The organism is Stenotrophomonas geniculata ATCC 19374 = JCM 13324 (assembly GCF_001431625.1).
GTDB lineage: Bacteria > Pseudomonadota > Gammaproteobacteria > Xanthomonadales > Xanthomonadaceae > Stenotrophomonas > Stenotrophomonas geniculata.
This window is the reverse complement of sequence record NZ_LLXT01000098.1, coordinates 20128-44908: the sequence shown is the minus strand read 5'-3', so window position 1 is coordinate 44908 and position 24781 is coordinate 20128. Positions and strand designations below refer to the sequence as shown.

At 65.9% G+C, this 24781-nt stretch carries 24 protein-coding genes; 17 read left to right on the top strand and 7 right to left on the bottom strand.

What is annotated here, in order from left to right; all coding sequences use genetic code 11:
- Window positions 1-123 precede the first annotated feature (123 nt).
- Window positions 124-1035: a hydroxymethylbilane synthase gene (gene hemC / locus ARC63_RS09470; protein ID WP_010481295.1), complete on the top strand. Its 912-nt coding sequence runs from the start codon at window positions 124-126 to the stop codon at window positions 1033-1035.
- Between the two features lie 116 nt (window positions 1036-1151).
- Here hemC and ARC63_RS09465 read toward each other — a convergent pair whose 3' ends face one another.
- Together ARC63_RS09465 and ARC63_RS09460 are read right to left on the bottom strand one after the other, a co-directional pair.
- A complete protein-coding gene (locus ARC63_RS09465; RefSeq protein WP_010481298.1) occupies window positions 1152-1928 on the bottom strand; it encodes a DUF481 domain-containing protein in 777 nt (258 codons plus the stop codon).
- Window positions 1929-2035: 107 nt separating this feature from the next.
- The gene (locus ARC63_RS09460; protein ID WP_010481299.1) at window positions 2036-2638 is read right to left on the bottom strand and encodes a LolA family protein; all 603 of its coding nucleotides are present in this window, start codon (window positions 2636-2638) and stop codon (window positions 2036-2038) included.
- Between the two features lie 82 nt (window positions 2639-2720).
- Between ARC63_RS09460 and ARC63_RS09455 the strand changes: the two genes are divergently transcribed.
- Window positions 2721-3692: a helix-turn-helix transcriptional regulator gene (locus ARC63_RS09455; protein WP_010481302.1), complete on the top strand. Its 972-nt coding sequence runs from the start codon at window positions 2721-2723 to the stop codon at window positions 3690-3692.
- Window positions 3693-3719: 27 nt separating this feature from the next.
- Window positions 3720-4514 carry a MetQ/NlpA family ABC transporter substrate-binding protein gene (locus tag ARC63_RS09450; RefSeq protein ID WP_010481303.1) on the top strand — a complete coding sequence of 265 codons (795 nt, stop codon included), beginning with the start codon at window positions 3720-3722 and terminating at the stop codon, window positions 4512-4514.
- Between the two features lie 100 nt (window positions 4515-4614).
- Here ARC63_RS09450 and glpK read toward each other — a convergent pair whose 3' ends face one another.
- The 3 genes from glpK to ARC63_RS09435 all read right to left on the bottom strand — a co-directional run bounded on the left by glpK (window position 4615) and on the right by ARC63_RS09435 (window position 8604).
- A complete protein-coding gene (gene glpK / locus ARC63_RS09445; protein WP_049411058.1) occupies window positions 4615-6114 on the bottom strand; it encodes a glycerol kinase GlpK in 1500 nt (499 codons plus the stop codon).
- Between the two features lie 106 nt (window positions 6115-6220).
- A complete protein-coding gene (gene glpD / locus ARC63_RS09440) occupies window positions 6221-7723 on the bottom strand; it encodes a glycerol-3-phosphate dehydrogenase (protein ID WP_057503100.1) in 1503 nt (500 codons plus the stop codon).
- Between the two features lie 245 nt (window positions 7724-7968).
- Window positions 7969-8604 carry an OmpW/AlkL family protein gene (locus ARC63_RS09435; protein ID WP_010481310.1) on the bottom strand — a complete coding sequence of 212 codons (636 nt, stop codon included), beginning with the start codon at window positions 8602-8604 and terminating at the stop codon, window positions 7969-7971.
- A 186-nt stretch (window positions 8605-8790) separates the two neighbouring features.
- On the opposite strand from ARC63_RS09435, the gene ARC63_RS09430 reads away from it, so the two are divergent.
- The 3 genes from ARC63_RS09430 (at window position 8791) to lpdA (ending at window position 13102) form a co-directional block, all read left to right on the top strand.
- On the top strand, window positions 8791-9306 hold the full coding sequence (locus tag ARC63_RS09430) for a DNA-deoxyinosine glycosylase (RefSeq protein WP_057503102.1): 516 nt from the start codon (window positions 8791-8793) through the stop codon (window positions 9304-9306).
- A gap of 167 nt (window positions 9307-9473) precedes the next feature.
- Window positions 9474-11186: a dihydrolipoyllysine-residue acetyltransferase gene (aceF, locus tag ARC63_RS09425; protein WP_057503099.1), complete on the top strand. Its 1713-nt coding sequence runs from the start codon at window positions 9474-9476 to the stop codon at window positions 11184-11186.
- A 107-nt stretch (window positions 11187-11293) separates the two neighbouring features.
- Complete coding sequence (gene lpdA / locus ARC63_RS09420) at window positions 11294-13102, top strand: dihydrolipoyl dehydrogenase (RefSeq protein WP_057503098.1); 1809 nt, start codon at window positions 11294-11296, stop codon at window positions 13100-13102.
- A gap of 661 nt (window positions 13103-13763) precedes the next feature.
- Here the strand turns inward: lpdA and ARC63_RS09415 are convergent.
- A complete protein-coding gene (locus ARC63_RS09415; RefSeq protein ID WP_010481314.1) occupies window positions 13764-14582 on the bottom strand; it encodes a hypothetical protein in 819 nt (272 codons plus the stop codon).
- 459 nt (window positions 14583-15041) lie between these two features.
- Between ARC63_RS09415 and ARC63_RS09410 the strand changes: the two genes are divergently transcribed.
- The 9 genes from ARC63_RS09410 to ARC63_RS09370 all read left to right on the top strand — a co-directional run bounded on the left by ARC63_RS09410 (window position 15042) and on the right by ARC63_RS09370 (window position 22245).
- The gene (locus ARC63_RS09410) at window positions 15042-15407 is read left to right on the top strand and encodes a hypothetical protein (RefSeq protein WP_006394654.1); all 366 of its coding nucleotides are present in this window, start codon (window positions 15042-15044) and stop codon (window positions 15405-15407) included.
- A 31-nt stretch (window positions 15408-15438) separates the two neighbouring features.
- Entirely contained in the window at window positions 15439-16239 is an 801-nt protein-coding gene (gene atpB / locus ARC63_RS09405; RefSeq protein ID WP_010481316.1) for a F0F1 ATP synthase subunit A, read from the top strand.
- A gap of 73 nt (window positions 16240-16312) precedes the next feature.
- On the top strand, window positions 16313-16618 hold the full coding sequence (atpE, locus tag ARC63_RS09400; RefSeq protein WP_005411133.1) for a F0F1 ATP synthase subunit C: 306 nt from the start codon (window positions 16313-16315) through the stop codon (window positions 16616-16618).
- A gap of 106 nt (window positions 16619-16724) precedes the next feature.
- On the top strand, window positions 16725-17195 hold the full coding sequence (locus tag ARC63_RS09395) for a F0F1 ATP synthase subunit B (protein WP_005419512.1): 471 nt from the start codon (window positions 16725-16727) through the stop codon (window positions 17193-17195).
- Window positions 17196-17197: 2 nt separating this feature from the next.
- Window positions 17198-17725, top strand: a complete 528-nt coding sequence (locus ARC63_RS09390; RefSeq protein WP_010481321.1) for a F0F1 ATP synthase subunit delta — start codon at window positions 17198-17200, stop codon at window positions 17723-17725.
- Window positions 17726-17769: 44 nt separating this feature from the next.
- On the top strand, window positions 17770-19317 hold the full coding sequence (gene atpA, locus ARC63_RS09385; protein ID WP_005411130.1) for a F0F1 ATP synthase subunit alpha: 1548 nt from the start codon (window positions 17770-17772) through the stop codon (window positions 19315-19317).
- An 83-nt stretch (window positions 19318-19400) separates the two neighbouring features.
- Window positions 19401-20264, top strand: a complete 864-nt coding sequence (gene atpG / locus ARC63_RS09380) for a F0F1 ATP synthase subunit gamma (protein ID WP_010481324.1) — start codon at window positions 19401-19403, stop codon at window positions 20262-20264.
- A gap of 38 nt (window positions 20265-20302) precedes the next feature.
- On the top strand, window positions 20303-21709 hold the full coding sequence (gene atpD / locus ARC63_RS09375; RefSeq protein ID WP_010481327.1) for a F0F1 ATP synthase subunit beta: 1407 nt from the start codon (window positions 20303-20305) through the stop codon (window positions 21707-21709).
- A gap of 113 nt (window positions 21710-21822) precedes the next feature.
- Complete coding sequence (locus ARC63_RS09370; protein ID WP_005419509.1) at window positions 21823-22245, top strand: F0F1 ATP synthase subunit epsilon; 423 nt, start codon at window positions 21823-21825, stop codon at window positions 22243-22245.
- 158 nt (window positions 22246-22403) lie between these two features.
- Here the strand turns inward: ARC63_RS09370 and ARC63_RS09365 are convergent, their stop codons facing one another.
- Complete coding sequence (locus ARC63_RS09365; protein ID WP_057503097.1) at window positions 22404-22790, bottom strand: GtrA family protein; 387 nt, start codon at window positions 22788-22790, stop codon at window positions 22404-22406.
- An 83-nt stretch (window positions 22791-22873) separates the two neighbouring features.
- Here ARC63_RS09365 and glmU point away from each other — a divergent pair, with 83 nt between their 5' ends.
- Window positions 22874-24241 (top strand): bifunctional UDP-N-acetylglucosamine diphosphorylase/glucosamine-1-phosphate N-acetyltransferase GlmU, encoded by a 1368-nt coding sequence (gene glmU / locus ARC63_RS09360; RefSeq protein ID WP_010481330.1) that lies wholly within the window; start codon window positions 22874-22876, stop codon window positions 24239-24241.
- Window positions 24210-24743 carry a GNAT family N-acetyltransferase gene (locus ARC63_RS09355; protein ID WP_057503096.1) on the top strand — a complete coding sequence of 178 codons (534 nt, stop codon included), beginning with the start codon at window positions 24210-24212 and terminating at the stop codon, window positions 24741-24743. The genes glmU and ARC63_RS09355 overlap by 32 nt, the downstream gene beginning before the upstream one ends.
- Window positions 24744-24781 lie beyond the last annotated feature (38 nt).

The window sequence follows — 24781 nt, the reverse complement described above, 5'->3', positions numbered from 1 at the left end:
GGGTTTACGGCGTCCCCCGCGAACCCCCCCCGCCCGGCCTAGCGCAATGAACCAGCCGTTCGCGCCAGCCACGAGGGGCTCCGCCGTTGGCCGTATCCCCGCCGGAGGCGCGATAATGACCGGATGGAAACCGTCCGCATCGCCACCCGCAAGAGCCCGCTCGCCCTCTGGCAGAGCGAACACGTCGCCGACCGCCTGCGCCAGGCCCACCCCGGCCTGCATGTGGAACTGGTGCCGATGAGCACCCGCGGCGACGAGGTGCTCGACCGTTCGCTGGCCGCGATTGGTGGCAAGGGCCTGTTCCTGAAGGAACTGGAGCTGGCCATGCTGCGTGGCGAGGCCGACTGCGCCGTGCATTCGCTGAAGGATGTGCCGATGGAACTGGACGCGCCGTTCGCGTTGCCGGCAATGCTGACCCGCCACGATCCCGCCGATGGCTTCGTCTCCAATCTGTACGCCTCGCTGGACGCGCTGCCGATCGGCGCGCGGGTCGGTACCTCGTCGCTGCGTCGTCAGGCCCAGCTGCGCGCGCTGCGCCCGGACCTGGAGCTGCTGGACCTGCGCGGCAACGTCAACACCCGCCTGGCCAAGCTCGACAACGGCGGCTACGACGCCATCGTGCTGGCCGTGGCCGGCCTGGAGCGTCTGGGCCTGGGCGGGCGCATCGTCGCGCGCCTGCAACCGCCGCAGTGGCTGCCGGCCCCGGCGCAGGGCGCGGTGGCAGTGGAGTGCGATGGCGGCAATGCGCGCCTGATGGCGTTGTTCGCCCCGCTTGATGACACGGCCACGCGTGCCTGCGTGGAAGCCGAGCGGGCGATGAACCGTGCGTTGCATGGCAGTTGCCATGTACCGGTTGCGGCCATCGCGCAGTGGCAGGGCGACGACCTGCACCTGCAGGGGCTGGTTGGCAGCGCCAGCGATGGCCGTGCGGTGCGTGCCGAGGCGGTGGGCCCGGCCAATGCCCCGGAAGCGCTGGGCCGGCGCGTGGCGAACATGCTGCTGGATGCCGGTGCCGGCGAACTGCTGAACGTCTAAACCATCGCAGGTAGTGCCGGCCGCTGGCCGGCAACCTCTTGCCCTGATTGAATGCGGTTGCCGGCCAGCGGCCGGCACTACCGAAAGAGAACGGGCGCCCTCGGCGCCCGTTCTGCTTATTTGAACTTGTAGACCACGTTCATCGTGGTCAGCGTATCGGTCTTGCGCTTGTCCTCGGCCACGTCACTGTTGTAACGCGCCTGCCAGCCGGCCTTCAGCGCCAGATGCTCGTTCATGCTCACCGAAACCCCGAAGTCGTTCTGGCCGAAGGTGTTGTAGGAACCCGATTCGACCAGCAGGGTGTTGACCAGGTCGGTGTTGTCGGTCAGCGAGTACTTCATGTCGAACAGGCCGCGGCCGATCATGCCGGTGCGGGTGCGGTCGTCCTCGGTGCTGTGGGTGCGGCGCACACCGGGGCCGATCTGTGCGTCGAACGAGAAACGCTCGGTGTTCCACAGGCGGGTGCCGTAACCCAGACCGAACGAGCTCTGGCGGTCGTAGGTGGCGAAGTCATCGCGCTCGGTACGCACCGTGGCCGTCAGCTGGCGGTGCTCGCCCAGCTGCAGCGCGCTGCCGGCACTGCCGGTGTAGCGGTTGGCGGTGGTGTTGTTGCGGCGGCTGGTGGAGCCGTCGTCGCGGGTCTCGATCACCTTGGAGCTGGAACGCAGGCCGGCCAGGTCCATGCTGTGCACCCAGTCGCCATCGGTGTAGCGCAGGCGCAGGCGGCCGTTGAAGCTCTCGGTGCTGCTGTTGCCGCGTGCCGAAGCGAAGCCGAGCTCGCCGCCACTGCCGCTCCACGGCGAGGACATCGCCGCCAGTTCGGAGGCATCCTGCGCATATGCGAGCGGTGCGCACAGCAGCAGGGGGATCAGCAGGGACACGCGCAGGGACATCGGGGCTTCTCCGAAGCGGTTGACAGCCGGTGATGATACTGGAAGCGTGATGGCGGTCCGAATCGATCCAAACGGTTTCTTCAGCAGACGTTGCCGCGATCGCCTATTCAGGGCAGATCGACGCGCAATGCCGGGTCGTTGAAGCGCGAATAGCGCAGGCGCAGCTGGAAGCTGCGGCCATTGCTGCTGCCGCTGCGGACGATCTGCCGCGGCAGGCCCTGCGCGTCCACCCAGTACTCCAGGCGTTCGCCGGGCTGCGCGCCACGCAGGCGGTAGTGACGCGTCTCGACCCCGTCCAGCGACTGGCTGCCCAGGTCTTCGGCCTGCAGATCGGCGGGCAGGGCATCGGCCGGCAGCGGGTTGCGCCATTGCTCGAGCAGGCCCGGTGGGGTCGGCACCTGCCGGATCGCGTCGTCGGCCTGCAGGAACATAGTGTCGCCGATGATCGTCTGCGGACCGGCCGGGGTCTGCACCCGGAAGCGGTCGGGGGCGACGAAGTCCATGGCGCTGCGCACCGGCTGCGGTGCACCCAGCACCTCCAGTTCGGCGTGGAAGCTGCGCAGGGCCGAGAAGCGCTGGCTGGCGCCCAGTACCGCCTGCGCCGGATCCGCCGCAGGCACGGGCGCGTCGGTGCTGGCCGGCGCGGGCGCGCGATCACAGGCGGCCAGCAGCAGGCAGGCCAGCAGGGACAGGGCAGGCAACCGGCGCATCGGGTGTTCCAGAGGGGTGGGGGGCGACCACGATAGCCCAAACGTCCCACACAAGACCCGCGACTCGGACATAATCGGGGGTATGGACCGATACGAACGCATCACCGCCCTGCATCGTCTGCTCAAGTCCGCACGCTATCCGGTGACGGTGGCGACCCTGCAGGACAAGCTCGGTTGCTCCCGTGCCACCGTCTACCGCGATCTGGCCTTCCTGCGCGACGCGCTGATGGCACCGATCGAGGGCGACGGCGAGGCCGGCTTCCGTTACCAGGCCGACGAGAGCGACCGCTTCGAGCTGCCCGGCCTGTGGCTGAGCTCGGAGGAACTGCATGCCCTGCTGGCCTCGCAGCACCTGCTGGCGCGGACCGGCGGCGGCGTGCTGTCCTCGGTGCTGGCACCTCTGCAGCAGCGCATCGAGAGCCTGCTGGCAGCCCAGGCTGGTGTTTCCAGCTGGCCGGTGGACCGCGTGCGGGTAATTCCGCACCGTGGCCGCAAGTTCGATGAAGGCAGCTTCCGCAGCGTGGCTTCGGCGGTGCTGGAGCGCCGCCAGCTGGCGTTCGAGTACCGCGCCCGCTCCACCGACGAGCCGACCAAGCGCACCGTTTCGCCGCAGCGCCTGACCCACTACCGCGACAACTGGTACCTGGATGCCTGGGACCATGACCGCGAGGCGCTGCGCAGCTTTGCCGTGGATCGCATCCACAAGGCGCGGGTGATCGACAGCACCGCCCGCGACGTGGCCGACAGCGAACTGGACGAGCAGCTGGGGGCCAGCTACGGCATCTTCTCCGGCGCGCCGAAGGGCTGGGCGACCATCCTGTTCAGCGCCAAGGCCGCGCGCTGGGTGGCCGACGAGCACTGGCATTCCAAGCAGCAGGGCCGCTTCCTGGCCGACGGCCGCTATGAACTGAAGGTGCCGTACAGTGTCTCGCGCGAGCTGCTGATGGACGTGCTGCACTACGGCTCGGATGCCGAGATCGTCGAACCGGTGATGCTGCGCGAGCAGGCCAAGGCGCTGCTTGAGCTCGCCCTGAGCAACTACGACAACTCCTGACACTCCCCCCCGAGAACCCTCCCGCCCATGAAGAAGACCCTGTTGCTGCCCCTGCTCGCCGCTGCGCTGGCCCTGACCGCCTGCGGCACGTCCGGCGAGCCCTCGCAGAAGCTGGTGGTGGCCGCCACGGCCGTGCCGCATGCCGAGATCCTTGAAGTGGTCAAGCCGATCCTCAAGCAGGAAGGCGTGGATCTGGACGTGCGCGTATTCAACGACTACGTGCAGCCCAACGACCAGCTGGTGCAGAAGCAGGTGGACGCCAACTACTTCCAGACCGAGCCTTACCTGGACGCCTACAACCGCGACCGCAAGACCGATCTGGTGAAGGTGATCGGCGTGCACATCGAGCCGTTCGGTGCGTACTCGCGCAAGATCAAGTCGCTGGCCGAGCTGCGCGAAGGCGCCGACGTGGTGATCCCGAACGACCCGAGCAACAACAGCCGTGCGCTGATCCTGCTGCACAAGGCCGGCGTGATCGAGCTGAAGGATCCGACCAACGCGCTGTCGACCCTGCGTGACATCACCGCCAATCCGAAGAACCTGAAGTTCCGCGAGCTGGACTCGGCGATGCTGCCGCGCGTGCTGGACCAGGTCGACCTGGCCCTGATCAACACCAACTACGCGCTGGACGCCGGCCTCAACCCGACCAAGGATGCACTGGCGATCGAGAGCAAGGACTCGCCGTACGTGAACTTCCTGGTCGCGCGCCCGGACAACAAGGACGACGCCCGCGTGCAGAAGCTGGCAAAGGCCCTGACCAGCCCGCAGGTGAAGGCCTTCATCGAGACCAAGTACAAGGGCGCGGTGCTGCCGGCGTTCTGATTGCCGGCGCCAATGTCCCTGTAGAGCCGAGCCCATGCTCGGCTCTGCTTTTTTGCGGCACCCCACCAACGGCAGCCGAGCATGGCTCGGCTCTACAAAGTCAGTCGACGTGGAAGGCGAGGGTGGCGGCAACGGCCTGCTGCCATCCTGCATACAGTTTTTCACGCCGGGCCACGTCCATCTGTGGCTCGAAGCGCCGGTCCAGGCCCCATTGCGCGGCGATCTGTTCGCGGCTGGACCAGAACCCCACTGCCAGACCGGCCAGGTAGGCCGCGCCCAGCGCGGTGGTCTCGGTCAACCGCGGCCGCAGCAGTGGCACGCCGAGGATGTCGGCCTGGAAGCCGGCCAGGAAGTCGTTGCCGATCGCGCCGCCATCGGCGCGCAGTTCGGTCAGCGCGATACCGGCATCGGACTGCATCGCATCGAGCACGTCGCGGGTCTGGTAGGCCATCGCTTCCAGCGCCGCGCGCACGAAGTGCGCCTTGCGGGTGCCACGGGTCAGGCCGAACATCGCACCGCGCACATCACTGCGCCAGTACGGCGCCCCCAGGCCGACGAAGGCGGGAACCAGATAGACGCCGCTGCTGTCGGGCACCTGCGCGGCCAGCGCCTGGCTGTCACTGGCGCGCTCGATCATCCGCAGGCCGTCGCGCAGCCACTGCACCACCGAGCCGGCGATGAAGATCGAACCTTCCAGCGCATATTCCACGCGGCCATCCAGGCCCCAGGCGATGGTGGTCAGCAGGCCGTTGCGCGAACGCACCGCCTGCGTGCCGGTGTGCATCAGCATGAAGCAGCCGGTGCCATAGGTGTTCTTGACCATGCCCGGCTGGAAGCAGGCCTGGCCGAACAACGCCGCCTGCTGGTCACCGGCGATGCCGGCGATCGGGATCGGGTGGTCGAAGAAGAACTGCGGCCGGGTGTGCGCATACACCGAACTGGAATCGCGCACCTGAGGCAGCATCGCGCGCGGGATGTCCAGCAGCGCCAGCAGGTCGTCATCCCAGTCCAGCGTGTGGATGTTGAACAGCAGGGTGCGCGCGGCATTGCTGTAATCGGTCACGTGCGCCTGGCCGCCACTGAGGTTCCACACCAGCCAGCTGTCGATGGTGCCGAACAGCAGCTCGCCGCGTTCGGCGCGCTGCTGCGCGCCCTCCACATGGTCAAGTATCCAACGCACCTTGGTGGCGGAGAAATAGGCGTCGATCAGTAGACCGGTACGCTCGCGGATCAGCGCTTCATGCCCGTCGGACTTCAGCCGCTCGCAGATGGCGTGGCTCTGCCGCGACTGCCAGACGATGGCATTGTGGATCGGCTGGCCGGTGGCACGGTCCCAGACCACGGTGGTTTCGCGCTGGTTGGTGATGCCCAGTGCGGCGATATGGCGCGGGTCGATCTGCCCGCGGCTGAGCAGTTCGGTCAGCGTGGCATAGACGCTCGTGAGGATCTCGCGCGGGTCATGCTCGACCCAGCCGGGCTGCGGGAAGATCTGCGCGAACTCGCGCTGCGCACTGCCGACGATGTCGCCGGCACGGTCGAACAGGATCGCGCGCGAACTGGTGGTGCCCTGGTCGATGGCCAGCACGTAGCGGGGCGTCATGCAGCGTCTCCGGTAGCGATGGGGAGATCCTAATGCATCGATCGCGTCGCGCGCGGACGCCCTGGTAGCTGCCAACCCTGGTTGGCACACGTGGCAACACGGGAGGTCAGAGCCCGTTCCGTGGGAAAGGGATCCGCCCCCCCATCCACGCCTGCAGCCGCGCCGCCTGCGCCGCATCCAGCCGCAACCCCAGCTTGCTCCGCCGCCACAGCACGTCCTCGGCATCCAGGGCCCATTCGTGCTCACGCAGGAAGGCGACTTCCCGCGCATGCAGGCCGCCGCCAAAGTCCTCGCCAAGATCGTTCACACCCTGCAGGCCATGCAGCAGCTCCGCGCTGCGGCTGCCGTAGGCGCCGGCCCAGCGGCGTGCGATTTCCTCGGGCAACCACGGTGCCAGCGCCTGCAGGCGGGAGCGCGCCTGTGCGGCGTCACCCCAGTCGCTGCCCGGCAGCGGGTCTCCACCTGCCGTCCAGGCCGGTCCCATCTGTGGCAGAGCTGACCGCAGCAGGTTCAGCGCTTCTTCGGCCAGCACCCGGTAGGTGGTCAGCTTGCCGCCCAGCACATGCAGCGCCGGCGCCGGGTCGGACTGCAGCTGAAGGCGGTAGTCTCGGCTCAGCTTTGCCGCACGCGGGTCCGGATCGGCCAGTAGTGGGCGCACACCGGCGAACTGCCAGACCACGTCTTGCGCAGTGATCGGCTCGCGCAGATAACGGTTGGCGGCCGCGCACAGGTAGCTCACCTCAGAGGGCAGTACGCCGCAGCGCGCCGGGTCACCGCGGTAGTCGGTGTCAGTGGTGCCGACCAGCAGATGATCGTGGGCGAACGGCAGCAGGAACACCACGCGGCCATCGGGCTGCTGCAGCAGGCAGGCACTGTCATCGGGCCAGGGACGGCGCAGCACGATGTGGCTGCCTTGTACCAGCCGCAGCGCGGGGCCGCCGCTGCGTGCCTCCATCTGCTCCAGCAGGCCGCCGGCCCATGGGCCGGCCGCATTGGCGACGGCGCGCGCGGTCACATGCTGCTGTCCATCGGCGGATTCCAGCATGGCCTGCCAATGGCCCTGTACAGGGCGCAGCTCGATGCAGCGGCTGCGCACATGTACCTGCGCGCCACGTTGGGCAGCGTCCAGGGCGTTGAGCAGCACCAGGCGCGCGTCATCCACCTGCGCGTCGGCGTAGCTGAAGGCCTGCCGCAGGTCCGGAGAGAGCCAAGGGCCGAGCGGATCACGCTGAAGGTCCAGGGCGTGCGAGGCGGGAAATGCCGGGCTGCGCCGGCCCAGGTGGTCGTACAGCCACAGTCCCATGCGCAGCATCCAGCGTGGGCGCAGGTGGGGTTCCCACGGCAGTACGAAGCGCAATGGATGGACCAGATGGGGCGCCTGCCGGCGTACCACCTCACGTTCGCCCAGCGCCTTGCGCACCAGGCCCAGCTCGCCCTGTTCCAGGTAACGCAGGCCGCCGTGGACCAGTTTGCTGCTGGCACTGGAGGTATGCGCGGCCAGGTCGTGCTGTTCGCACAGCAGCACGCGCAGGCCGCGGCCGCTGGCATCACGGGCGATGCCGGCGCCGTTGATGCCGCCACCGATCACCAGCAGGTCGACGTCGTGCATCGTGCCTCCGCATCCTGTTTATGTAGAGCCGAGCCGCGCCACCATTGACCGTGGGCGCCATTGAACGTAACGCATCGCAATGCGCGCGGAGCCCGCCGCTCGACTCGGGATAGGGGCTTGGCTCGACTCTACATAAAAGCAGCCGAGCATGGGCTCGGCTCTACAGGTGGAACGCGGGTGACAGAAACGACGACGGGCCCCGAAGGGCCCGTCGCGTTACATCAGTGAAGCAGGTGCAGCCTGGATCAGAAGCGGGCGCCGATGCCGAAGCCGACGGTCCACGGATCCATCTTGGCTTCGCCGATCTTCTCGCCGCCCACCTTCACGTCCGGGCGCGAACGCATGTAGCGGGCGTCAGCACGGGCGAACCAGGTGGAGTTGATGTTCATGTCCACACCGACGGTGCCGATCACGCCCTTGGCATCCTTGAAGCGGATGTCGGTGTCAGCGCCGTTGCCCAGCTTCTCGTTGCTGAAGCTCGACTGGTAGTAGCCCACGCCCACGAACGGGCGGAACACGTTGTCAGCCTGGCCGAAGTGGTACTGGCCGCTCAGCGCGATCGGCTGCTGCTCGACCGAGCCCAGGCGGGCGTTGTCCGGGCCCTTGAACTTGTTGTCGAACTTGTCGGCAGCGCCCCACAGCTCAACGGCCCAGTTGTCGTTGATGTAGTAGCTGAAGCTGACGGTCGGCGCCGGGCCACCATCGGTCTTCTTCACGCCGGTGATCGGGTCGTTCTTCGGTTCCAGCAGCGAGATGCCGCCGACAACGGCAAAATGCTTGCCCGAAGCGGTGTCGGTGCTGCTGCTGTCCTGGGCGAAAGCGGCCGGCGCGAAGGCGGCGGAGGTCAGCAGGGCGAGACTCAGGATACGGATGGAGCGCATGGGGGTATCTCCTAATGTTTCTTGTTTTGGGCCCCCGGTTGCGGGGCGAGCACACCGTAGTCGCCCCAACATGAATCGAATCCGACGCACGTTAAAAAATGGTTTTCCTTGTTCAGCGACCGGAGTGAAAAGCCTGTTTTCATGGGCTTTTCGGCCTTCGGCGACATTCATGCAGTTGGAGAAGATGTGAGCGACGCAACGGTGTGCATCGGCCTGCAAGCGCAGGTGAACATGAAGTGCCGGGTGCTGCTGCTGGGTTCGATGCCCGGCGTTGCGTCATTGCAGGAGCAGCGCTACTACGCGCATCCGCGCAATCGCTTCTGGCCTGTGCTGGCCGATATCTGTGGCTTCGACGCGGGTCTGCCCTATGCGCAGCGACTGCAGGCACTACAGGCGGCAGGTATCGGCCTGTGGGATGTGATCGGCCAGTGCGAGCGGCGTGGCAGCCTGGATGCCGACATCGTGCGTGGCACGGAAGTGCCCAATGCGCTGCCGGCATTGATCGCTTCGCTTCCTGAGCTGGAGCTGATCGGCTGCAACGGTGCCGCTTCGCTGAAGGCATTCCAGCGTTGGGTGCTGCCCTGCCTGGAGACTCCGCCAAGGCTGCTGGCACTGCCGTCCACCAGCCCGGCCAACGCGGCCTGGTCGCTGCCGCGGCTGCGCCAGGCCTGGCAGCCGGTAGCCGACGCACTGGCGACATGAAGCGGACATCGTCCGGACAATACGCTACCGACTGGTCGCGGCCGCAACCCATGAGCAACAGCGTGTCCCGGCTGCGTGAGTACTGAAAACACCTGTAACGGTTGGCGCTGGCCCCCGCTGGCCGCACAATAGACGTTTCCCTACACCAGATTGCCGGAGTTATCCCCATGGCCGAAATCAAGGAAGCACTTGTCCCCGATATCGGTGACTACAGCGATATCCCGGTAATCGAGGTGCTTGTCGCCGTCGGCGACACGGTCAAGAAGGACCAGGGCCTGGTGACGCTGGAAAGTGACAAGGCGACCATGGAAGTGCCGTCGTCGGTGGCTGGCGTGGTCAAGGAACTGAAGGTCAAGGTCGGCGACAGCCTGTCCGAAGGCAAGGTCGTGGCGCTGATCGAAGTGGCCGAAGGCGAAGCCGCCAAGCCGGCCGCTGCTGCTCCGGCACCGGCCAAGGCCGCTGCCCCGGCCGCCGCTACCCAGGGCGCGCCGGCTCCGGCCGCTGCTGCCCCGGCTGCCCCGGCCGCCAGCGGTGGCGCGGTGGAGGCGCTGGTGCCGGATATCGGCGATTACTCCGGCATCCCGGTCATCGAAGTGCTGGTCGCCGTCGGCGACACGGTCAAGAAGGACCAGGGCCTGGTCACGCTGGAAAGCGACAAGGCCACCATGGAAGTGCCGTCGTCGGTGGCCGGTGTGGTCAAGGAGATCAAGGTCAAGGTTGGCGACAATCTGTCGCAGGGCAATGTGGTCGCCATCATCGAAGCCGAGGGCGCTGGCGCACCGGCGCCGACCAAGGCTGCCGCAGCCGCCGCTCCGGCTGCCGCCGAGACCTCCACCAAGGTTGAGCCTGTCGCTGTGCCGGCGCAGCCGGACAAGCTGGCGGCCCGCGAGATCGCCTCGGCCGGTACCCCGTCCAGCCCGCCGGTGCAGTTCAACGCCGATGGCGTGCTGCCGGCCAAGGTGCCGTATGCCACCCCGGCGGTGCGTGTGTTCGCCCGCGAACTGGGCGTGGACCTGCTGCAGATCAACGGCACCGAGAAGGGTGGCCGCATCACCAAGGGTGACGTGCAGAAGTTCGTCAAGGCCGCACTCAGCGGTGGCGTGCCGGCTGCCGGCGGTGCTGCTGTCGCTGCCGGTGGTGGCCTGAACCTGCTGCCGTGGCCGAAGGTCGACTTCAGCAAGTTCGGCGAGACCGAAGTCCAGCCGCTGTCGCGCATCAAGAAGATCTCGGGTGCGAACCTGGCCCGCAACTGGGCCATGATCCCGCACGTCACCCAGTTCGAGCAGGCTGACATCACCGATCTGGAAGGCCTGCGCGTGGCGCTGAACAAGGAAAACGAGAAGGCCGGCATCAAGCTGACCATGCTCGCCTTCCTGATCAAGGCCAGCGCCGCGGCGCTGAAGAAGTTCCCGGAGTTCAACGCCTCGCTCGATGCCAGCGGTGAAAACCTGACCCTGAAGAAGTACTTCCACATCGGCTTTGCCGCCGATACGCCGAACGGCCTGGTCGTGCCGGTCATCCGCGACGTGGACAAGAAGGGCGTGGTGCAGATCGCGCAGGAAACCGGCGAACTGGCCAAGAAGGCGCGCGACGGCAAGCTGGGCCCGGCCGACATGAGCGGCGGCTGCTTCTCGATCAGCTCGCTGGGTGGCATCGGTGGCACCGCGTTCACCCCGATCGTCAATGCACCGGAAGTGGCCATCCTGGGCGTGTCTAAGTCGTCCATCCAGCCGGTCTGGAACGGCAAGGAATTCGCACCGAAGCTGATGCTGCCGCTGTCGCTGAGCTACGACCACCGCGTCATCGACGGCGCTCTGGCCGCACGCTTCACCACGTACCTGTCGCAGGTACTGGCCGACATGCGCCGCGTGCTGCTGTAAGGCACCGCTTCGCCCCCACCGTGCGGCCGCAGCCCCTGGCGCGGCCGCGTGAACAGATGCAGTGACAGCCTGCCGGCCATGCCGGGCGGGCACGAGGAAAACCCACCATGGCCACGATTGAAGTCAAGGTTCCCGACATCGGCGATTACAGCGATGTGCCGGTGATCGAAGTATTGGTCGCCGTTGGCGACACGGTGAAGAAGGATCAGGGTCTGGTGACCCTGGAATCGGACAAGGCCACTCTGGAAGTGCCGTCCTCGGCTGCTGGCGTGGTCAAGGAAATCAAGGTCAAGCTGGGCGACACCCTGTCCGAGGGTGCCGTGGTCGTGGTGCTGGACGCTGAAGGCGTCGCCGAAGCCCCAGCCAAGGCCGCTGCGCCGGCTCCGGCAGCAGCTGCTCCGGCCAGCAAGCCGCCGGTGACCCCGTCGCACCGCGCCCCGGCCGAACCGGCCGCACCGAAGCCGGCGTTGTCCAGTGGCAAGCCGGCCGACATCGAATGCGAGATGGTTGTGCTGGGCTCCGGTCCGGGCGGCTACACGGCGGCGTTCCGCGCCGCAGACGTCGGCCTGGATACGGTGCTGGTCGAGCGCTACGCCAGCCTCGGCGGCGTCTGCCTCAATGTTGGCTGCATTCCGTCCAAGGCACTGCTGCATGCTGCTGCGGTGATCGACGAGGTCGCCCACGCCGGTGATTTCGGCGTCGAGTTCGGCAAGCCGACCATCACCCTGGACAAGCTGCGCCAGTACAAGGAAAAGGTCGTCAACCAGCTGACCAAGGGCCTGGCCGGCATGGCCAAGCAGCGCAAGGTCCGCAACGTGCAGGGCGTCGGCAAGTTCGTTTCCGCCAACGAACTGGAAATCACCGCAGCTGACGGCAGCACCCAGCTGCTGCGCTTCCAGAAGTGCATCATCGCCGCCGGTTCGCAGGCAGTGAAGCTGCCGAACTTCCCGTGGGACGACAAGCGCGTGATGGATTCCACCGACGCGCTGGAGCTGGCCGAAGTGCCGGGCTCGCTGCTGGTCGTCGGCGGCGGCATCATCGGCCTGGAAATGGCCACCGTGTACGGTGCGCTGGGCAGCAAGGTCACCGTGGTCGAGTTCATGGACCAGCTGATGCCGGGCGCCGACAAGGATCTGGTCAAGCCGCTGGCCGACCGCCTGAAGAAGCAGGGCATCGAAGTGCACCTGAAGACCAAGGCCTCGGGCGTCACCGCCGATGCCAAGGGCATCACCGTGACCTTCGAAGCTGCCGAGGAAGGCCAGGCGCCTGCGCTGGCGCAGGGCACCTTCGACCGCGTGCTGGTGGCCGTGGGCCGCTCGCCGAACGGCAGGAAGATCGATGCCGAGAAGGCCGGCGTGCAGGTCACCGAGCGTGGCTTCATCCCGGTGGATCGCCAGATGCGCACCAACGTGCCGCACATCTTTGCCATCGGCGACATCGTCGGCAACCCGATGCTGGCCCACAAGGCCACGCACGAAGGCAAGCTGGCCGCCGAAGTGGCTGCCGGCCACAAGAAGGAGTGGGTGGCCCGCGTGATTCCGTCGGTGGCCTACACCAATCCGGAAATCGCCTGGGTCGGCGTGACCGAGACCGAAGCCAAGGCCAAGGGCCTGAAGGTGGGCGTGGCCAAGTTCCCGTGGGCCGCCAGTGGCCGCGCGATCGGCATCGGCCGTACCGAGGGCTTCACCAAGCTGATCTTCGACGAAGAGACCCACCGCATCATCGGTGGTGCGATCGTTGGCGTGCATGCCGGTGACCTGCTGGCCGAGATCGGCCTGGCCATCGAGATGGGTGCGGAAGCCGAAGATATCGGCCACACCATCCACGCGCACCCGACGCTGAGCGAGTCGGTGGCGATGGCCTCGGAAATCTACGACGGCACGATCACCGATCTGTACATGCCGAAGAAGAAGTAAGGCGTCAGCGCCGCTCCACACGAAAAGCCCCGGTTTCTGCCGGGGTTTTTTGTTGGCTGCAGGAATATCTTCGGCTGTTGTCATCGCGAGGGTCCGGGCCACTGCGCGGGTGGCAGGCATTTCGACAAATGTCCCCCGTCGCCCGCCTGCGGCGGTCGCCTCCTCCTTTACTTTGTCCAAACGCCTGCCACCCGCGCAGCGGCTCGGCTTGCGGATAGTCGAGAGCCACAGCCTGGCCCGCCTGGATGCCTGACACGCGGGGGAAGAGGGGCTTGTGTGCGAAGTAAAGGAGGAGGTGACGGCCGTAGGCCGGCGCCGGGGGACATTCGCACGCAAGCCCCTCTTCCCTCAGCGCTCGACCAGCCTGCGTCTACGGGAACTGCCACCCACGCAGCGGCTCGGCTTGCGGACAGTCGAGAGCCACTGCCTGGGCCGCCTGGATGCCTGATACGCGGAGGGAGAGGGGGCTGGGTGCGAAGTAAAGGAGGAGGTGACGGCCGCAGGCCGGCGCCGGGGGACATTCGCACCCAGCCCCCTCTCCCTCAAGCGCTCCACCCAGCTGCTCTTGCTCCTGCACGCAGGGAAAAACAGCACAAAAAAGCGCGGCCCCGATGTTCCGGAGGCCGCGCCAGGAGAGAGAGCGTGTGGAAGGAGCGGGGGATCAGAACACGAAGCTGACGCCGGCCACCGGGCCCTTGAATTCCTGCTTCAGGCCGATGGTGCCGTCGCTGCCCTTCTTGTCCGCGTCCAGCTTGAACCAGTCATAGCCGGCGAACACGCCGAAGTTCTTCGTGAAGCGGTAATCGACGATGGCGTTGGCGCGGCTCAGGTCGCCCTTGTAGTCATCAAAGCTGCCCCAGCGCGTGTTGAGGTACTGGCCCTGCAGCGTGATCATCCACTTCTCGGACGGGGTGAAACTCAGCCGCGCACCGACCACCGGCGCCACGCCGTCGGTCTTCTCGTTGAGGAACTGGCCTTCGTAGACGGTGCCCAGATCGGCGTAGGCCTTGGTGCTCACCTTGGCGTACTCGGCACCCAACTGCAGGCCGAGGTCGAAGGTGTCGGTGTCCACCACCGAGTAGTCATAGACCAGGCTGGCGACCTGGTACTTCAGCTCGCCCTTGACGAAACTGCCCGACGGCACGTTGACGTCACCGAAGGAAATGTCCTGGCCGAGAGTCTCGCGGCGGTCCTTGTCGTACTTGAAGTAGTTGAACAGCAGGCGCTGGCGGTTGCTGATGCGGAACATGCCGTCGATGCGCGGCTCCCACTCCTTGCCACCCAGCTTGAAGTCCTCGGAGAAACCGATGTCCTGGCCGGCCACGTTGGTCTTGCCGCGGAGGGTATTGTCCGAGTCGATGTTCATCGCACCCAGGCGCAGGGCGAAGCGGTCGTCGCCTTCAGCGGCGTGGGCGGCAGTGGCGAACGAGGCGCCGGCGGCGAGCAGGGAGAGGGCGAGCAGGGTGGGTACAGGGCGCATCGAAGAGTCCTTGCAGTGGTTCATCAGAATGAAGACCACTGTGCCGGACAGGCCCGTCCACCATCCGTGAACGTATGGTCCACGGCGTGTGCACGGTTCAGCGCTGTCGCGACGATGCAAAAAGATGGCCCCGGAGCCGGGCTTCGGGGCCATCGTGGGACCTGCGGGGCGGAGCGTCGACGAGGTTGCTGCAGGCAGGTCGAAAGATCGGACCGGCGCATTCGGCGAAAGTTCCGCCGGATGCGACCAAAGTTCAATATTGCGCCGCAGCATCATACGGACGTCATTGTCCCCCGGGTGGCACGCAAAAATGTAACCGTTACCGCAACTTGCGGCTTCCCGGGATGAACAGGCAGCGGTTGTCTCGCAAATTGTCCCATTGCTATAATTTGGCGGCTCGATGAGGCCCCCCTGCTGTAGCCGCCTCAGCCCTCCACTTGCAACCACGCGGGACGTCCTGTGCTGAACTCCGTTGATGCGGGTCGGCGACTGATGCTGCGCGCCGCGGTCTACCCGCTGGCCGCAGTGGCTGTCCTGGCCCTGGCCTTCCTGCTGGTAGGTCCGAAATATGCCCTCGGCGCGCTGGCGTCCGGTGTGGCCATTTCGGCCGGTGGCTGGGTGGCGGCACGGATGGCACTGGGTGGTGGGGCACTGGCCGCAGGATCGGCGATGGCTCGCCTGATCATTGCGATCGTGGCCAAGTGGGTGGTGGTTTTCGGCGTCCTGCTGGTGGGGTTCCTGGTCTTCAAGCTGCCTGCATTGGCGCTGTTGGCCGGTATCGCCGTCGGCTTGATGTTCCAGGTCCTGGCCATGGCCAGGCGTTGACAGAATTCAATTAACTGAAGGTTCCGGACACATGGCGGGCGAGGCTCTAACCCCTACCAGCTACATCCAGCATCACCTGCACAACCTGACCGCACCGGTCGGCAAGGGTGAGGGTATGTTCTGGCATATCCACGTCGATACCTTCCTCACTGCGGTCCTGATGGGCCTGGTGATCGTTGTCGCGTTCTGGCTGGGGACCCGCAAGGCCACCGCCGGCGTGCCGGGCAAGTGGCAGGCCTTCGTCGAGATCTGCCTGGAGTTCGTCGACCGCCAGGCCAAGGACACCTACCACGGCAAGAGCAAGCTGGTCACGCCGATCGCCATCACCATCTTCTTCTGGATTCTGCTGATGAATCTGCTGAAGATGATCCCGGCCGATTTCATCGCCAAGCCGCTGGAGTGGGTGGGCGTGCACTACTGGAAGCCGGTCCCGACCGCTGACGTCAATGCCACCCTGGGCATGGCCATCAGCGTGTTCTTCCTGATGCTGTTCTTCGCACTGAAGTCGAAGGGCCTGGGCGGCTTCATCAAGGAATTCCTGACGGCGCCGTTCGGCAAGTGGATGATGCCGTTCAACCTGATCCTCAACATCGTCGAGTGGCTGAGCAAGCCGATCTCGCTGGCGATGCGACTGTTCGGCAACATGTTCGGCGGCGAAATCGTGTTCCTGCTGATCTGGGTGCTGGGTGGTGCCGGTTTCTTCGGTGCCATTGCCGGTGGTGTGTTCGGCCTCGGCTGGATGCTGTTCCACCTGCTGGTGATCCCGCTGCAGGCCTTCATCTTCATGATGCTGTCGATCGTGTACCTGAGCCTGTCGGAAGACGCTCACTGAGTTTCAAGCTTCAACGCGTTTCAACCTTCATCCGTTTCATCACCCTTAGCAACTTAAGTTCCTGGAGATAACCATGTACTTCGCCGTCCTGACCAACTTCGCGCAGATTCAGAGCTCCACCGCCCTTGCCGTCGGCATCATGATCGGCCTGGCCGCGCTGGGCGCCGGTCTGGGTCTGGCCATCATGGCTGGTAAGTTCCTGGAGTCGGCAGCCCGCCAGCCGGAACTGATCCCGGTCCTGCAGGTCCGTATGTTCATCACCGCCGGCCTGATCGACGCCGCGTTCATCATCTCGGTCGCCGTCGGCCTGCTGCTGGCCTTCGCCAACCCGCTGTCGGCTGCCTTCGCTGGCGCCGTCACCAAGGCTCTGGCCGGCTGATACAGCGGTTTGAGACGACCGGGTGCTGATGCACCCGGTTTCGGATGAAGGCCGGATGCGCCGCTACGGCGGCGCGTCCACCCCGAAACCAGCGATCGAGCTAACCATGAATATCAATTTCACCCTTCTTGCGCAGGCGCTGGCCTTCGCTGGTCTGATCTGGATCATCGCGACCAAGATCTGGCCGCCGCTGATGAACGCGATCGAAGAGCGCCAGCAGAAGATTGCTGAAGGCCTCGCTGCTGCCGACCGCAGCCAGAAAGATCTGGCCCAGGCGCAGGAGAAGGTCAACGAAGCGCTGAAGGAAGCACGCACCAAGGCCAACGAGATCATCGATCAGGCCCACGCACGTGCCAACCAGATCGTTGATGCTGCCCGTAACGAAGCGATCACCGAAGCCACCCGTCAGAAGGAACTGGCCCAGGCTGAAATCGACGCCGCCGCCAACCGTGCCCGTGAAGATCTGCGCAAGCAGGTGTCCGCGCTGGCCGTGACCGGTGCCGAAAAGCTGCTCAAGCGCGAAATCGACGCCAACGCCCACAAGGCGCTGCTCGACGAGCTGGCCTCGGAGATCTAAGGATGAGCCAGGCCCTCACGCTTGCCCGCCCGTACGCCCGCGCCGCGTTCGCGACCGCGCGCGACGAAGGCGCGTTCGCGCCGTGGTCGGACGCCCTGGCGTTCTCCGCCCACGTCGCCGCCGACCCGCGCGTGGCGGCCCTGCTCGCCAACCCGGAGCTGGGTCGTGACGACGCCGTCGCCCTGCTGGCGCCGGTGTCGCACGGCGAGACCTACTCGCGCTTCCTGGCCATCCTGGCCGAATCGCATCGTCTGCCGCTGCTGCCGGAAATCTCCGGCATGTTCGACGCCCTGCGCGCCGAAGCCGAGCACGTGGTCAAGGCCACCGTCACCTCGGCCGCCGAACTGTCGGCCAGTGAGCTGGACGCGATCAAGGTCGCGCTGCGCAAGCGCTTCAACCGCGAGGTCGATGTGACCACCGCGGTCGATGCCTCGCTGATCGGCGGCGCCGTGATCGACGCCGGCGACGTGGTCATCGATGGTTCGCTGAAGGGCAAGCTGGCCCGTCTGCAGACCGCGCTCGCTAACTGAATTCATTTAACGTCCGGCCCCGCTGCCGGCACTAGGACTTGACGATGGCAACCACGCTCAACCCCTCCGAAATCAGCGAACTGATCAAGAACCGCATCGAGAAGGTCAAGCTGGCCGCGGAATCGCGCAACGAAGGCACCGTGACCAGCGTGTCCGACGGCATCGTGCGCATCTTCGGTCTGGCCGACGTGATGCAGGGCGAAATGATCGAACTGCCGAACAACACCTTCGCCCTGGCCCTGAACCTGGAGCGCGACTCGGTCGGCGCCGTGGTGCTGGGTGACTACGAGCACCTGCGCGAAGGCGACGTCGCCAAGACCACCGGCCGCATCCTGGAAGTGCCGGTTGGTCCGGAGCTGCTGGGCCGCGTCGTGAACGCGCTGGGCGAACCGATCGACGGCAAGGGCCCGCTGGGCACCGACCTGACCGCTCCGGTGGAGCGTGTTGCTCCGGGCGTGATCTGGCGCAAGTCGGTCGACCAGCCGGTGCAGACCGGTTACAAGTCGGTCGACTCGATGATCCCGATCGGCCGTGGCCAGCGCGAGCTGATCATCGGTGACCGCCAGACCGGCAAGACCGCGATGGCGATCGATGCGGTGATCAACCAGAAGGGCACCGGCATCAAGTGCGTGTACGTTGCGATCGGCCAGAAGGCTTCGACCATCGCCAACATCGTGCGCAAGCTGGAAGAGAACGGCGCGCTGGCCCACACCATCGTGGTGGCCGCGACCGCTTCCGAATCGGCTGCCATGCAGTACATCAGCGCCTACTCGGGCTGCACCATGGGTGAGTACTTCATGGACCGCGGCGAAGACGCGCTGATCGTGTACGACGATCTGTCCAAGCAGGCCGTTGCCTACCGCCAGATCTCGCTGCTGCTGAAGCGCCCGCCGGGCCGTGAAGCCTACCCGGGTGACGTGTTCTACCTGCACTCCCGCCTGCTCGAGCGCGCTGCCCGCGTGTCCGAGGAATACGTCGAGAAGTTCACCGAAGGCAAGGTCACCGGCAAGACCGGTTCGCTGACCGCGCTGCCGATCATCGAAACCCAGGCCGGCGACGTGTCCGCTTTCGTTCCGACCAACGTGATCTCGATCACCGACGGCCAGATCTTCCTGGAAACCGACCTGTTCAACGCCGGCATCCGCCCGGCCGTGAACGCCGGTATCTCGGTGTCGCGCGTCGGTGGCTCGGCCCAGACCAAGATCATCAAGAAGCTGTCGGGCGGCATCCGTATCTCGCTGGCCCAGTACCGCGAGCTGGCTGCGTTCGCGCAGTTCGCCTCGGATCTGGACGAGGCGACCCGCAAGCAGCTGGAGCGTGGCCAGCGCGTCACCGAGCTGATGAAGCAGAAGCAGTACGCGCCGATGTCGATCGCCAACCAGGCGCTGTCGATCTACGCCGTCAACGAGGGTTACCTCGACGACGTGCCGGTCAACAAGCTGCTGGCGTTCGAAGAAGGCCTGCACGCCCACTTCGCCAACACCCAGGGCGAACTGGTCAGCAAGGTCAACGCCACCGGCGGTTGGGACAACGACATCGAAGGTGCCTTCAAGAAGGGCATCGCCGAGTTCAAGACCACCGGCAGCTGGTAATCCAGCGCTCGTAGAGCGGGGCTCGCCCCGCTCAAACGGTTGAACAACGCGGGGCATCAGCCCCGCGCCACGGGAAACAAGAGATGGCAAGCGGACGCGAAATCAAAACCAAGATCAAGAGCGTGCAGAACACCCGCAAGGTGACGCGCGCCCTGGAAATGGTCTCGGCCTCCAAGATCCGCAAGGCGCAGGATCGGATGAAGACCTCGCGTCCGTACGCGCAGGCGATGAAGCAGGTGATCGGCCACCTGGCCCAGGCCAGCACCGACTACCAGCATCCGTTCCTGGTCGAGCGCGAGCAGGTCAAGCGGGTCGGGTTCATCGTGATCTCCTCCGATCGCGGCCTGGCCGGCGGCCTGAACAACAACCTGTTCCGCAAGATGCTGGGCGAAGCCAAGGCATGGCAGGACAAGGGTGCGGAAGTGGACCTGGTGACCATCGGCCAGAAGGCATCGACCTTCTTCCGCCGCGTGAAGGTCAACATGGTCGGCAGCGTGACCCACATCGGCGACGTGCCGAAGCTGGAATCGCTGATCGGTGTGATCAAGGTCATGCTCGACGCCTTCACCGAAGGCAAGGTCGACCGCGTGTACCTGGTCTACAACCGCTTCGTGAATACCATGGTGCAGAAGGCCAGCTTCGATCAGCTGCTGCCGCTGCCGCCGGCTGAGAAGCAGGTCGCTCACCACGACTGGGATTACCTGTACGAACCCGATGCCGCGACCGTGCTGGAGCACGTGATGACGCGTTACATCGAGTCGCTGGTGTACCAGGCACTGCTGGAAAACGTCGCCTCCGAGCATGCCGCACGCATGGTTGCGATGAAGGCGGCGAGCGACAACGCCAACAAGCTGATCGGCACCCTCCAGCTCGTCTACAACAAGGCGCGCCAGGCAGCGATCACCCAGGAAATCTCCGAAATCGTCGGCGGCGCGGCAGCAGTCTGACCGCGTTCGTTCAAAGCACACATTTAGAGGATGCAGCAATGAGTCAGGGCAAGATCGTTCAGATCATCGGCGCGGTCGTCGACGTCGAATTCCCGCGTGAGTCGGTGCCGAAGGTGTACGACGCACTGAAGGTCGACAACACCGAAATCACCCTCGAAGTCCAGCAGCAGCTGGGTGACGGCGTGGTGCGTACCATCGCCCTCGGTTCCACCGACGGCCTGAAGCGCAACCTGGTTGCCACCAACACCAACCGCGGCATCTCCGTGCCGGTCGGCGCCGGCACCCTGGGCCGCATCATGGACGTGCTCGGCCGTCCGATTGACGAAGCCGGCCCGGTGGCCGCCAGCGACAGCTGGGAAATCCACCGTGCGGCCCCGTCGTACGAAGACCAGTCCCCGGCCACCGAACTGCTGGAAACCGGCATCAAGGTCATTGACCTGATGTGCCCGTTCGCCAAGGGCGGCAAGGTCGGCCTGTTCGGCGGCGCCGGCGTCGGCAAGACCGTCAACATGATGGAACTGATCAACAACATCGCCAAGGCGCACAGCGGTCTGTCCGTGTTCGCCGGCGTGGGTGAGCGTACCCGTGAGGGCAACGACTTCTACCACGAAATGAAGGACTCCAACGTCCTCGACAAGGTGGCGATGGTGTACGGCCAGATGAACGAGCCGCCGGGCAACCGTCTGCGCGTCGCCCTGACCGGCCTGACCATGGCCGAGTACTTCCGCGACGAGAAGGACGAAAACGGCAAGGGTAAGGACGTCCTGCTGTTCGTCGACAACATCTACCGCTACACCCTGGCTGGTACCGAAGTGTCGGCACTGCTGGGCCGTATGCCGTCGGCCGTGGGTTACCAGCCGACCCTGGCCGAGGAAATGGGCGTCCTGCAGGAGCGCATCACCTCGACCAAGAACGGTTCGATCACTTCGATCCAGGCCGTCTACGTTCCCGCGGACGACCTGACCGACCCGTCGCCGGCGACCACCTTCGCCCACCTGGACTCGACTGTCACCCTGTCGCGTTCGATCGCCTCGCTGGGTATCTACCCGGCCGTCGATCCGCTGGACTCCACCAGCCGCCAGATGGACCCGCTGGTCATCGGCCACGAGCATTACGACACCGCCCAGCGCGTCCAGCAGACCCTGCAGAAGTACAAGGAACTGAAGGACATCATCGCGATCCTGGGCATGGACGAGCTGTCCGAAGAGGACAAGCAGGCCGTGTCGCGCGCCCGTAAGATCGAGCGCTTCTTCAGCCAGCCGTTCCACGTGGCCGAAGTGTTCACCGGTTCGCCGGGCAAGTACGTGCCGCTGAAGGACACCATCCGTGGCTTCAAGGCCATCGTCGATGGCGAGTACGACCACCTGCCGGAGCAGGCGTTCTACATGGTCGGCGGCATCGAAGAAGCGGTCGAGAAGGCCAAGAAGATGGCCGAGAAGGCCTGATCCGGGACGGGCGGGAGCGATCCTGCCCGACCTGACGCCGGCGCCGGGCAACCGCCCGCGCCGGTGGACCCCCACGGTGGCATTGCGCCGCCGCGAACAGCGAAGAGATTTGCATGAGCACGATCCGTTGCGACATCGTCAGCGCCGAGCAGGAAATCTTCCGTGGCGAAGCGACCCTGGTCGTGGCCACCGGTGAGCTGGGCGAACTGGGCATCGCGCCCAAGCACGCGCCGCTGATCACCCGCCTGAAGCCGGGCAAGGTGGTGGTGACCACGCCGAACGGCGAGCAGCTGGATTTCGCCATTTCCGGCGGCATCCTGGAAGTGCAGCCGCAGGTGGTGACCGTGCTGGCCGACACCGCGATCCGCGCGCAGGACATCGACGAAGCCTCGGTCCGCAAGGCCAAGGAAGAAGCCGAGCGCATCCTGGCCAACCGCGGCGAGGCGATGGAAGTGGCTGAGGCCCAGCAGAAGCTGGCTGAAGCCGTTGTCCAGCTGCAGGCGCTGGAGCGCCTGCGCAAGAACCTCAAGCACTGAGGTTCGCGCTGCACCCACGAGAACGCCGGCCCTGTGCCGGCGTTTTTGTTTGGGCGGCGGGTCGAGTCGACTGTCGCGTGCAGCGAGGGATTTCCGCGATCTGATGGAAGGGCAGTCGATTGACCGTCGACGCTACCGATCCCGATCCTGACGTCGTATCAGCGGTACACCACGTGCCGCAGCAGCAGGAAGGAAATCACGGCCAGGCCGCCCTCCACCAGTGGCTTGGCCAACCAGGCGTACTGCAGGCCCAATGCATGGTCGGCGCTCGAGACCAGCAGCGTGCTGGCGGTGGTGAGCAGCAACCACAGCGGCAGGAAGCGTGCGAAGCGTCGCCAGCCCAGCCGTTGCTCGCCGTCGGCAGTGGCGAAGGTGATTCGCCCGTTCAACCAGAACCCCAGCAGCATGCCGTCCACGCGCCCGGCCAGGTTGCCCTGCACCACGGGCAGGCCGGCGGCCGTGACCAGCACGAACACCGCCCAGTCGAGCAGCAGTTGCAGCACGCCGATGATGAGGTAGGCGCTTCCCTGGCGGAGCAGGCTCATGGTCGGAGTGTGGGCGGGCAGATCCCCATGTTAACGGCCCACGCTCTAGAATCACCGGCAACGAACTACGGACTGCTGCTCCCATGACCCAAGCCCTGCACGTCATCATCCTCGCCGCTGGCGCGGGCAAGCGCATGAAGTCGGTGCTGCCGAAGGTGCTGCAGCCGATCGCTGGGCAGCCGATGCTGGCGCATGTGATCGATGCCGCCCGCGAGCTGCAGCCGGCCGCGATCCACGTGGTCTACGGCCATGGAGGTGAAGCGGTGCGCCAGCACTTTGCCGACCAGCCCGATCTACAATGGGCCGAGCAGGCACAGCAACTCGGTACCGGGCACGCCGTCGCGCAGGCGATGCCGCAGGTGCCCGACGCCGCGCAGGTGCTGGTGCTGTACGGCGACGTGCCGCTGATCCGCGCGCAGACCCTGCGCGACCTGCTGGCACAGCCGGGTCGACTGGCGGTGCTGGTCGCCGATGTCGATGACCCGACCGGTTACGGCCGCGTGCTGCGCGATGCCGAAGGCAAGGTCGGCTCGATTGTCGAACAGAAGGACGCCACCGACGACCAGCTGCGTGTGCGCACGATCAACACCGGCATCATTGCCGCCGAGTCGACCGCGCTGCGGCGCTGGCTGTCGCAGCTGTCCAACAGCAACGCGCAGGGCGAGTACTACCTGACCGACGTGTTCGCCTTTGCAGCGCACGAGTACACCCCGGCCGAGATGGCGCTGGTGGCCGACGCGCAGGAAGCCGAAGGGGCAAATGATCCCTGGCAGCTTTCGCAGCTGGAGCGTGCCTGGCAGCGCCGTGCGGTTCGGGCCCTGTGCGCGCAGGGCGCGCGCGTGCGTGACCCGGCACGCCTGGATATCCGTGGCACCGTCACCGTGGGCAGCGACGTGCTGATCGATGTCGACGTCGTTCTGGAAGGCAATATCGTGCTCGGCGACGGCGTCACCGTGGGCCCGTTCAACCGGCTGAAGGACGTCAATCTTGGCCCGGGCACCGAAGTGCGCGCGCATTGTGACCTGGAAGGCGTGGTCACCGAAGGTGCTGCATTGGTGGGGCCGTTCGCACGGCTGCGCCCGGGTACAGTGCTCGCCGATGGCGTGCATGTCGGCAACTTCGTCGAGACCAAGAAGGTCACCCTCGGTGTTGGCAGCAAGGCCAATCACCTGACCTACCTGGGCGACGCGGTGATCGGCAGCAAGGTGAACATCGGTGCCGGCACCATCACCTGCAACTACGACGGCGTGAACAAGTCGACCACCACCATCGGCGACAACGCCTTCATCGGTTCCAACAGCGCATTGGTGGCACCGGTGCTGATCGGTGAGGGCGCCACCATCGCTGCCGGTTCGGTCATCACCCGCAACGCCCCGGATGGCAAGCTGACGCTGGCACGTGCACGACAGGAAACCATCGATGGCTGGAAGCGCCCGCTCAAGAAGTCCTGAGCCACGCATCCCGCACGCCGACGAACTCGGCATGCTGCCGGCAATTGAGCAACGTGCCGGTGAACTGCTGAAGGGGCACCAGGCCTACCCGGTATTTGCCGGGCATGGCCTGGACCTGCCGACGCTGCAGGATGGCCTTCAACGTGGCCAGTTGTGGGTGGTGGATGCGGCTGACGGTGGCATCGCGGGCTACCTGCTGGCCGGTGAGCTGTGCGGTGACTTCCATGTGCTGCAGATGGACGTGGATCCCGCGCACGCGCGCCGCGGTCATGGTCGCGTGTTGTTGCGCCATGCGTTGGCACAGGCCAGGGCTGGCGGCTACGGGGCAGCGGTGCTGACCACGTTGTCCGACGTGCCGTGGAATGCGGCCTTCTATGCCAGTGAAGGGTTCGAGATAGTGCCCGAGGCGCAGTGGAACGATGGCCTGCGTGCGGTGATGGCCGAAGAAGCCGCGCTTGGGTTCCCGATGCACCTGCGGGTGGCGATGCGGCAGGTCTGGTAGGTGCCGACCTTGGTCGGCACGTCCACGCATGGCGTGGA

What these genes read in the sequence shown, in the direction of transcription:
- hemC (WP_010481295.1), top strand. Translation starts at nt 124, where the DNA reads ATGGAAACCGTCCGCATCGCCACCCGCAAGAGCCCGCTCGCCCTCTGG.
- ARC63_RS09465 (WP_010481298.1), bottom strand. Translation starts at nt 1,928, where the DNA reads ATGTCCCTGCGCGTGTCCCTGCTGATCCCCCTGCTGCTGTGCGCACCG.
- ARC63_RS09460 (WP_010481299.1), bottom strand. Translation starts at nt 2,638, where the DNA reads ATGCGCCGGTTGCCTGCCCTGTCCCTGCTGGCCTGCCTGCTGCTGGCC.
- ARC63_RS09455 (WP_010481302.1), top strand. Translation starts at nt 2,721, where the DNA reads ATGGACCGATACGAACGCATCACCGCCCTGCATCGTCTGCTCAAGTCC.
- ARC63_RS09450 (WP_010481303.1), top strand. Translation starts at nt 3,720, where the DNA reads ATGAAGAAGACCCTGTTGCTGCCCCTGCTCGCCGCTGCGCTGGCCCTG.
- glpK (WP_049411058.1), bottom strand. Translation starts at nt 6,114, where the DNA reads ATGACGCCCCGCTACGTGCTGGCCATCGACCAGGGCACCACCAGTTCG.
- glpD (WP_057503100.1), bottom strand. Translation starts at nt 7,723, where the DNA reads ATGCACGACGTCGACCTGCTGGTGATCGGTGGCGGCATCAACGGCGCC.
- ARC63_RS09435 (WP_010481310.1), bottom strand. Translation starts at nt 8,604, where the DNA reads ATGCGCTCCATCCGTATCCTGAGTCTCGCCCTGCTGACCTCCGCCGCC.
- aceF (WP_057503099.1), top strand. Translation starts at nt 9,474, where the DNA reads ATGGCCGAAATCAAGGAAGCACTTGTCCCCGATATCGGTGACTACAGC.
- lpdA (WP_057503098.1), top strand. Translation starts at nt 11,294, where the DNA reads ATGGCCACGATTGAAGTCAAGGTTCCCGACATCGGCGATTACAGCGAT.
- ARC63_RS09415 (WP_010481314.1), bottom strand. Translation starts at nt 14,582, where the DNA reads ATGCGCCCTGTACCCACCCTGCTCGCCCTCTCCCTGCTCGCCGCCGGC.
- atpB (WP_010481316.1), top strand. Translation starts at nt 15,439, where the DNA reads ATGGCGGGCGAGGCTCTAACCCCTACCAGCTACATCCAGCATCACCTG.
- atpE (WP_005411133.1), top strand. Translation starts at nt 16,313, where the DNA reads ATGTACTTCGCCGTCCTGACCAACTTCGCGCAGATTCAGAGCTCCACC.
- ARC63_RS09395 (WP_005419512.1), top strand. Translation starts at nt 16,725, where the DNA reads ATGAATATCAATTTCACCCTTCTTGCGCAGGCGCTGGCCTTCGCTGGT.
- ARC63_RS09390 (WP_010481321.1), top strand. Translation starts at nt 17,198, where the DNA reads ATGAGCCAGGCCCTCACGCTTGCCCGCCCGTACGCCCGCGCCGCGTTC.
- atpA (WP_005411130.1), top strand. Translation starts at nt 17,770, where the DNA reads ATGGCAACCACGCTCAACCCCTCCGAAATCAGCGAACTGATCAAGAAC.
- atpG (WP_010481324.1), top strand. Translation starts at nt 19,401, where the DNA reads ATGGCAAGCGGACGCGAAATCAAAACCAAGATCAAGAGCGTGCAGAAC.
- atpD (WP_010481327.1), top strand. Translation starts at nt 20,303, where the DNA reads ATGAGTCAGGGCAAGATCGTTCAGATCATCGGCGCGGTCGTCGACGTC.
- ARC63_RS09370 (WP_005419509.1), top strand. Translation starts at nt 21,823, where the DNA reads ATGAGCACGATCCGTTGCGACATCGTCAGCGCCGAGCAGGAAATCTTC.
- ARC63_RS09365 (WP_057503097.1), bottom strand. Translation starts at nt 22,790, where the DNA reads ATGAGCCTGCTCCGCCAGGGAAGCGCCTACCTCATCATCGGCGTGCTG.
- glmU (WP_010481330.1), top strand. Translation starts at nt 22,874, where the DNA reads ATGACCCAAGCCCTGCACGTCATCATCCTCGCCGCTGGCGCGGGCAAG.
- ARC63_RS09355 (WP_057503096.1), top strand. Translation starts at nt 24,210, where the DNA reads ATGGCTGGAAGCGCCCGCTCAAGAAGTCCTGAGCCACGCATCCCGCAC.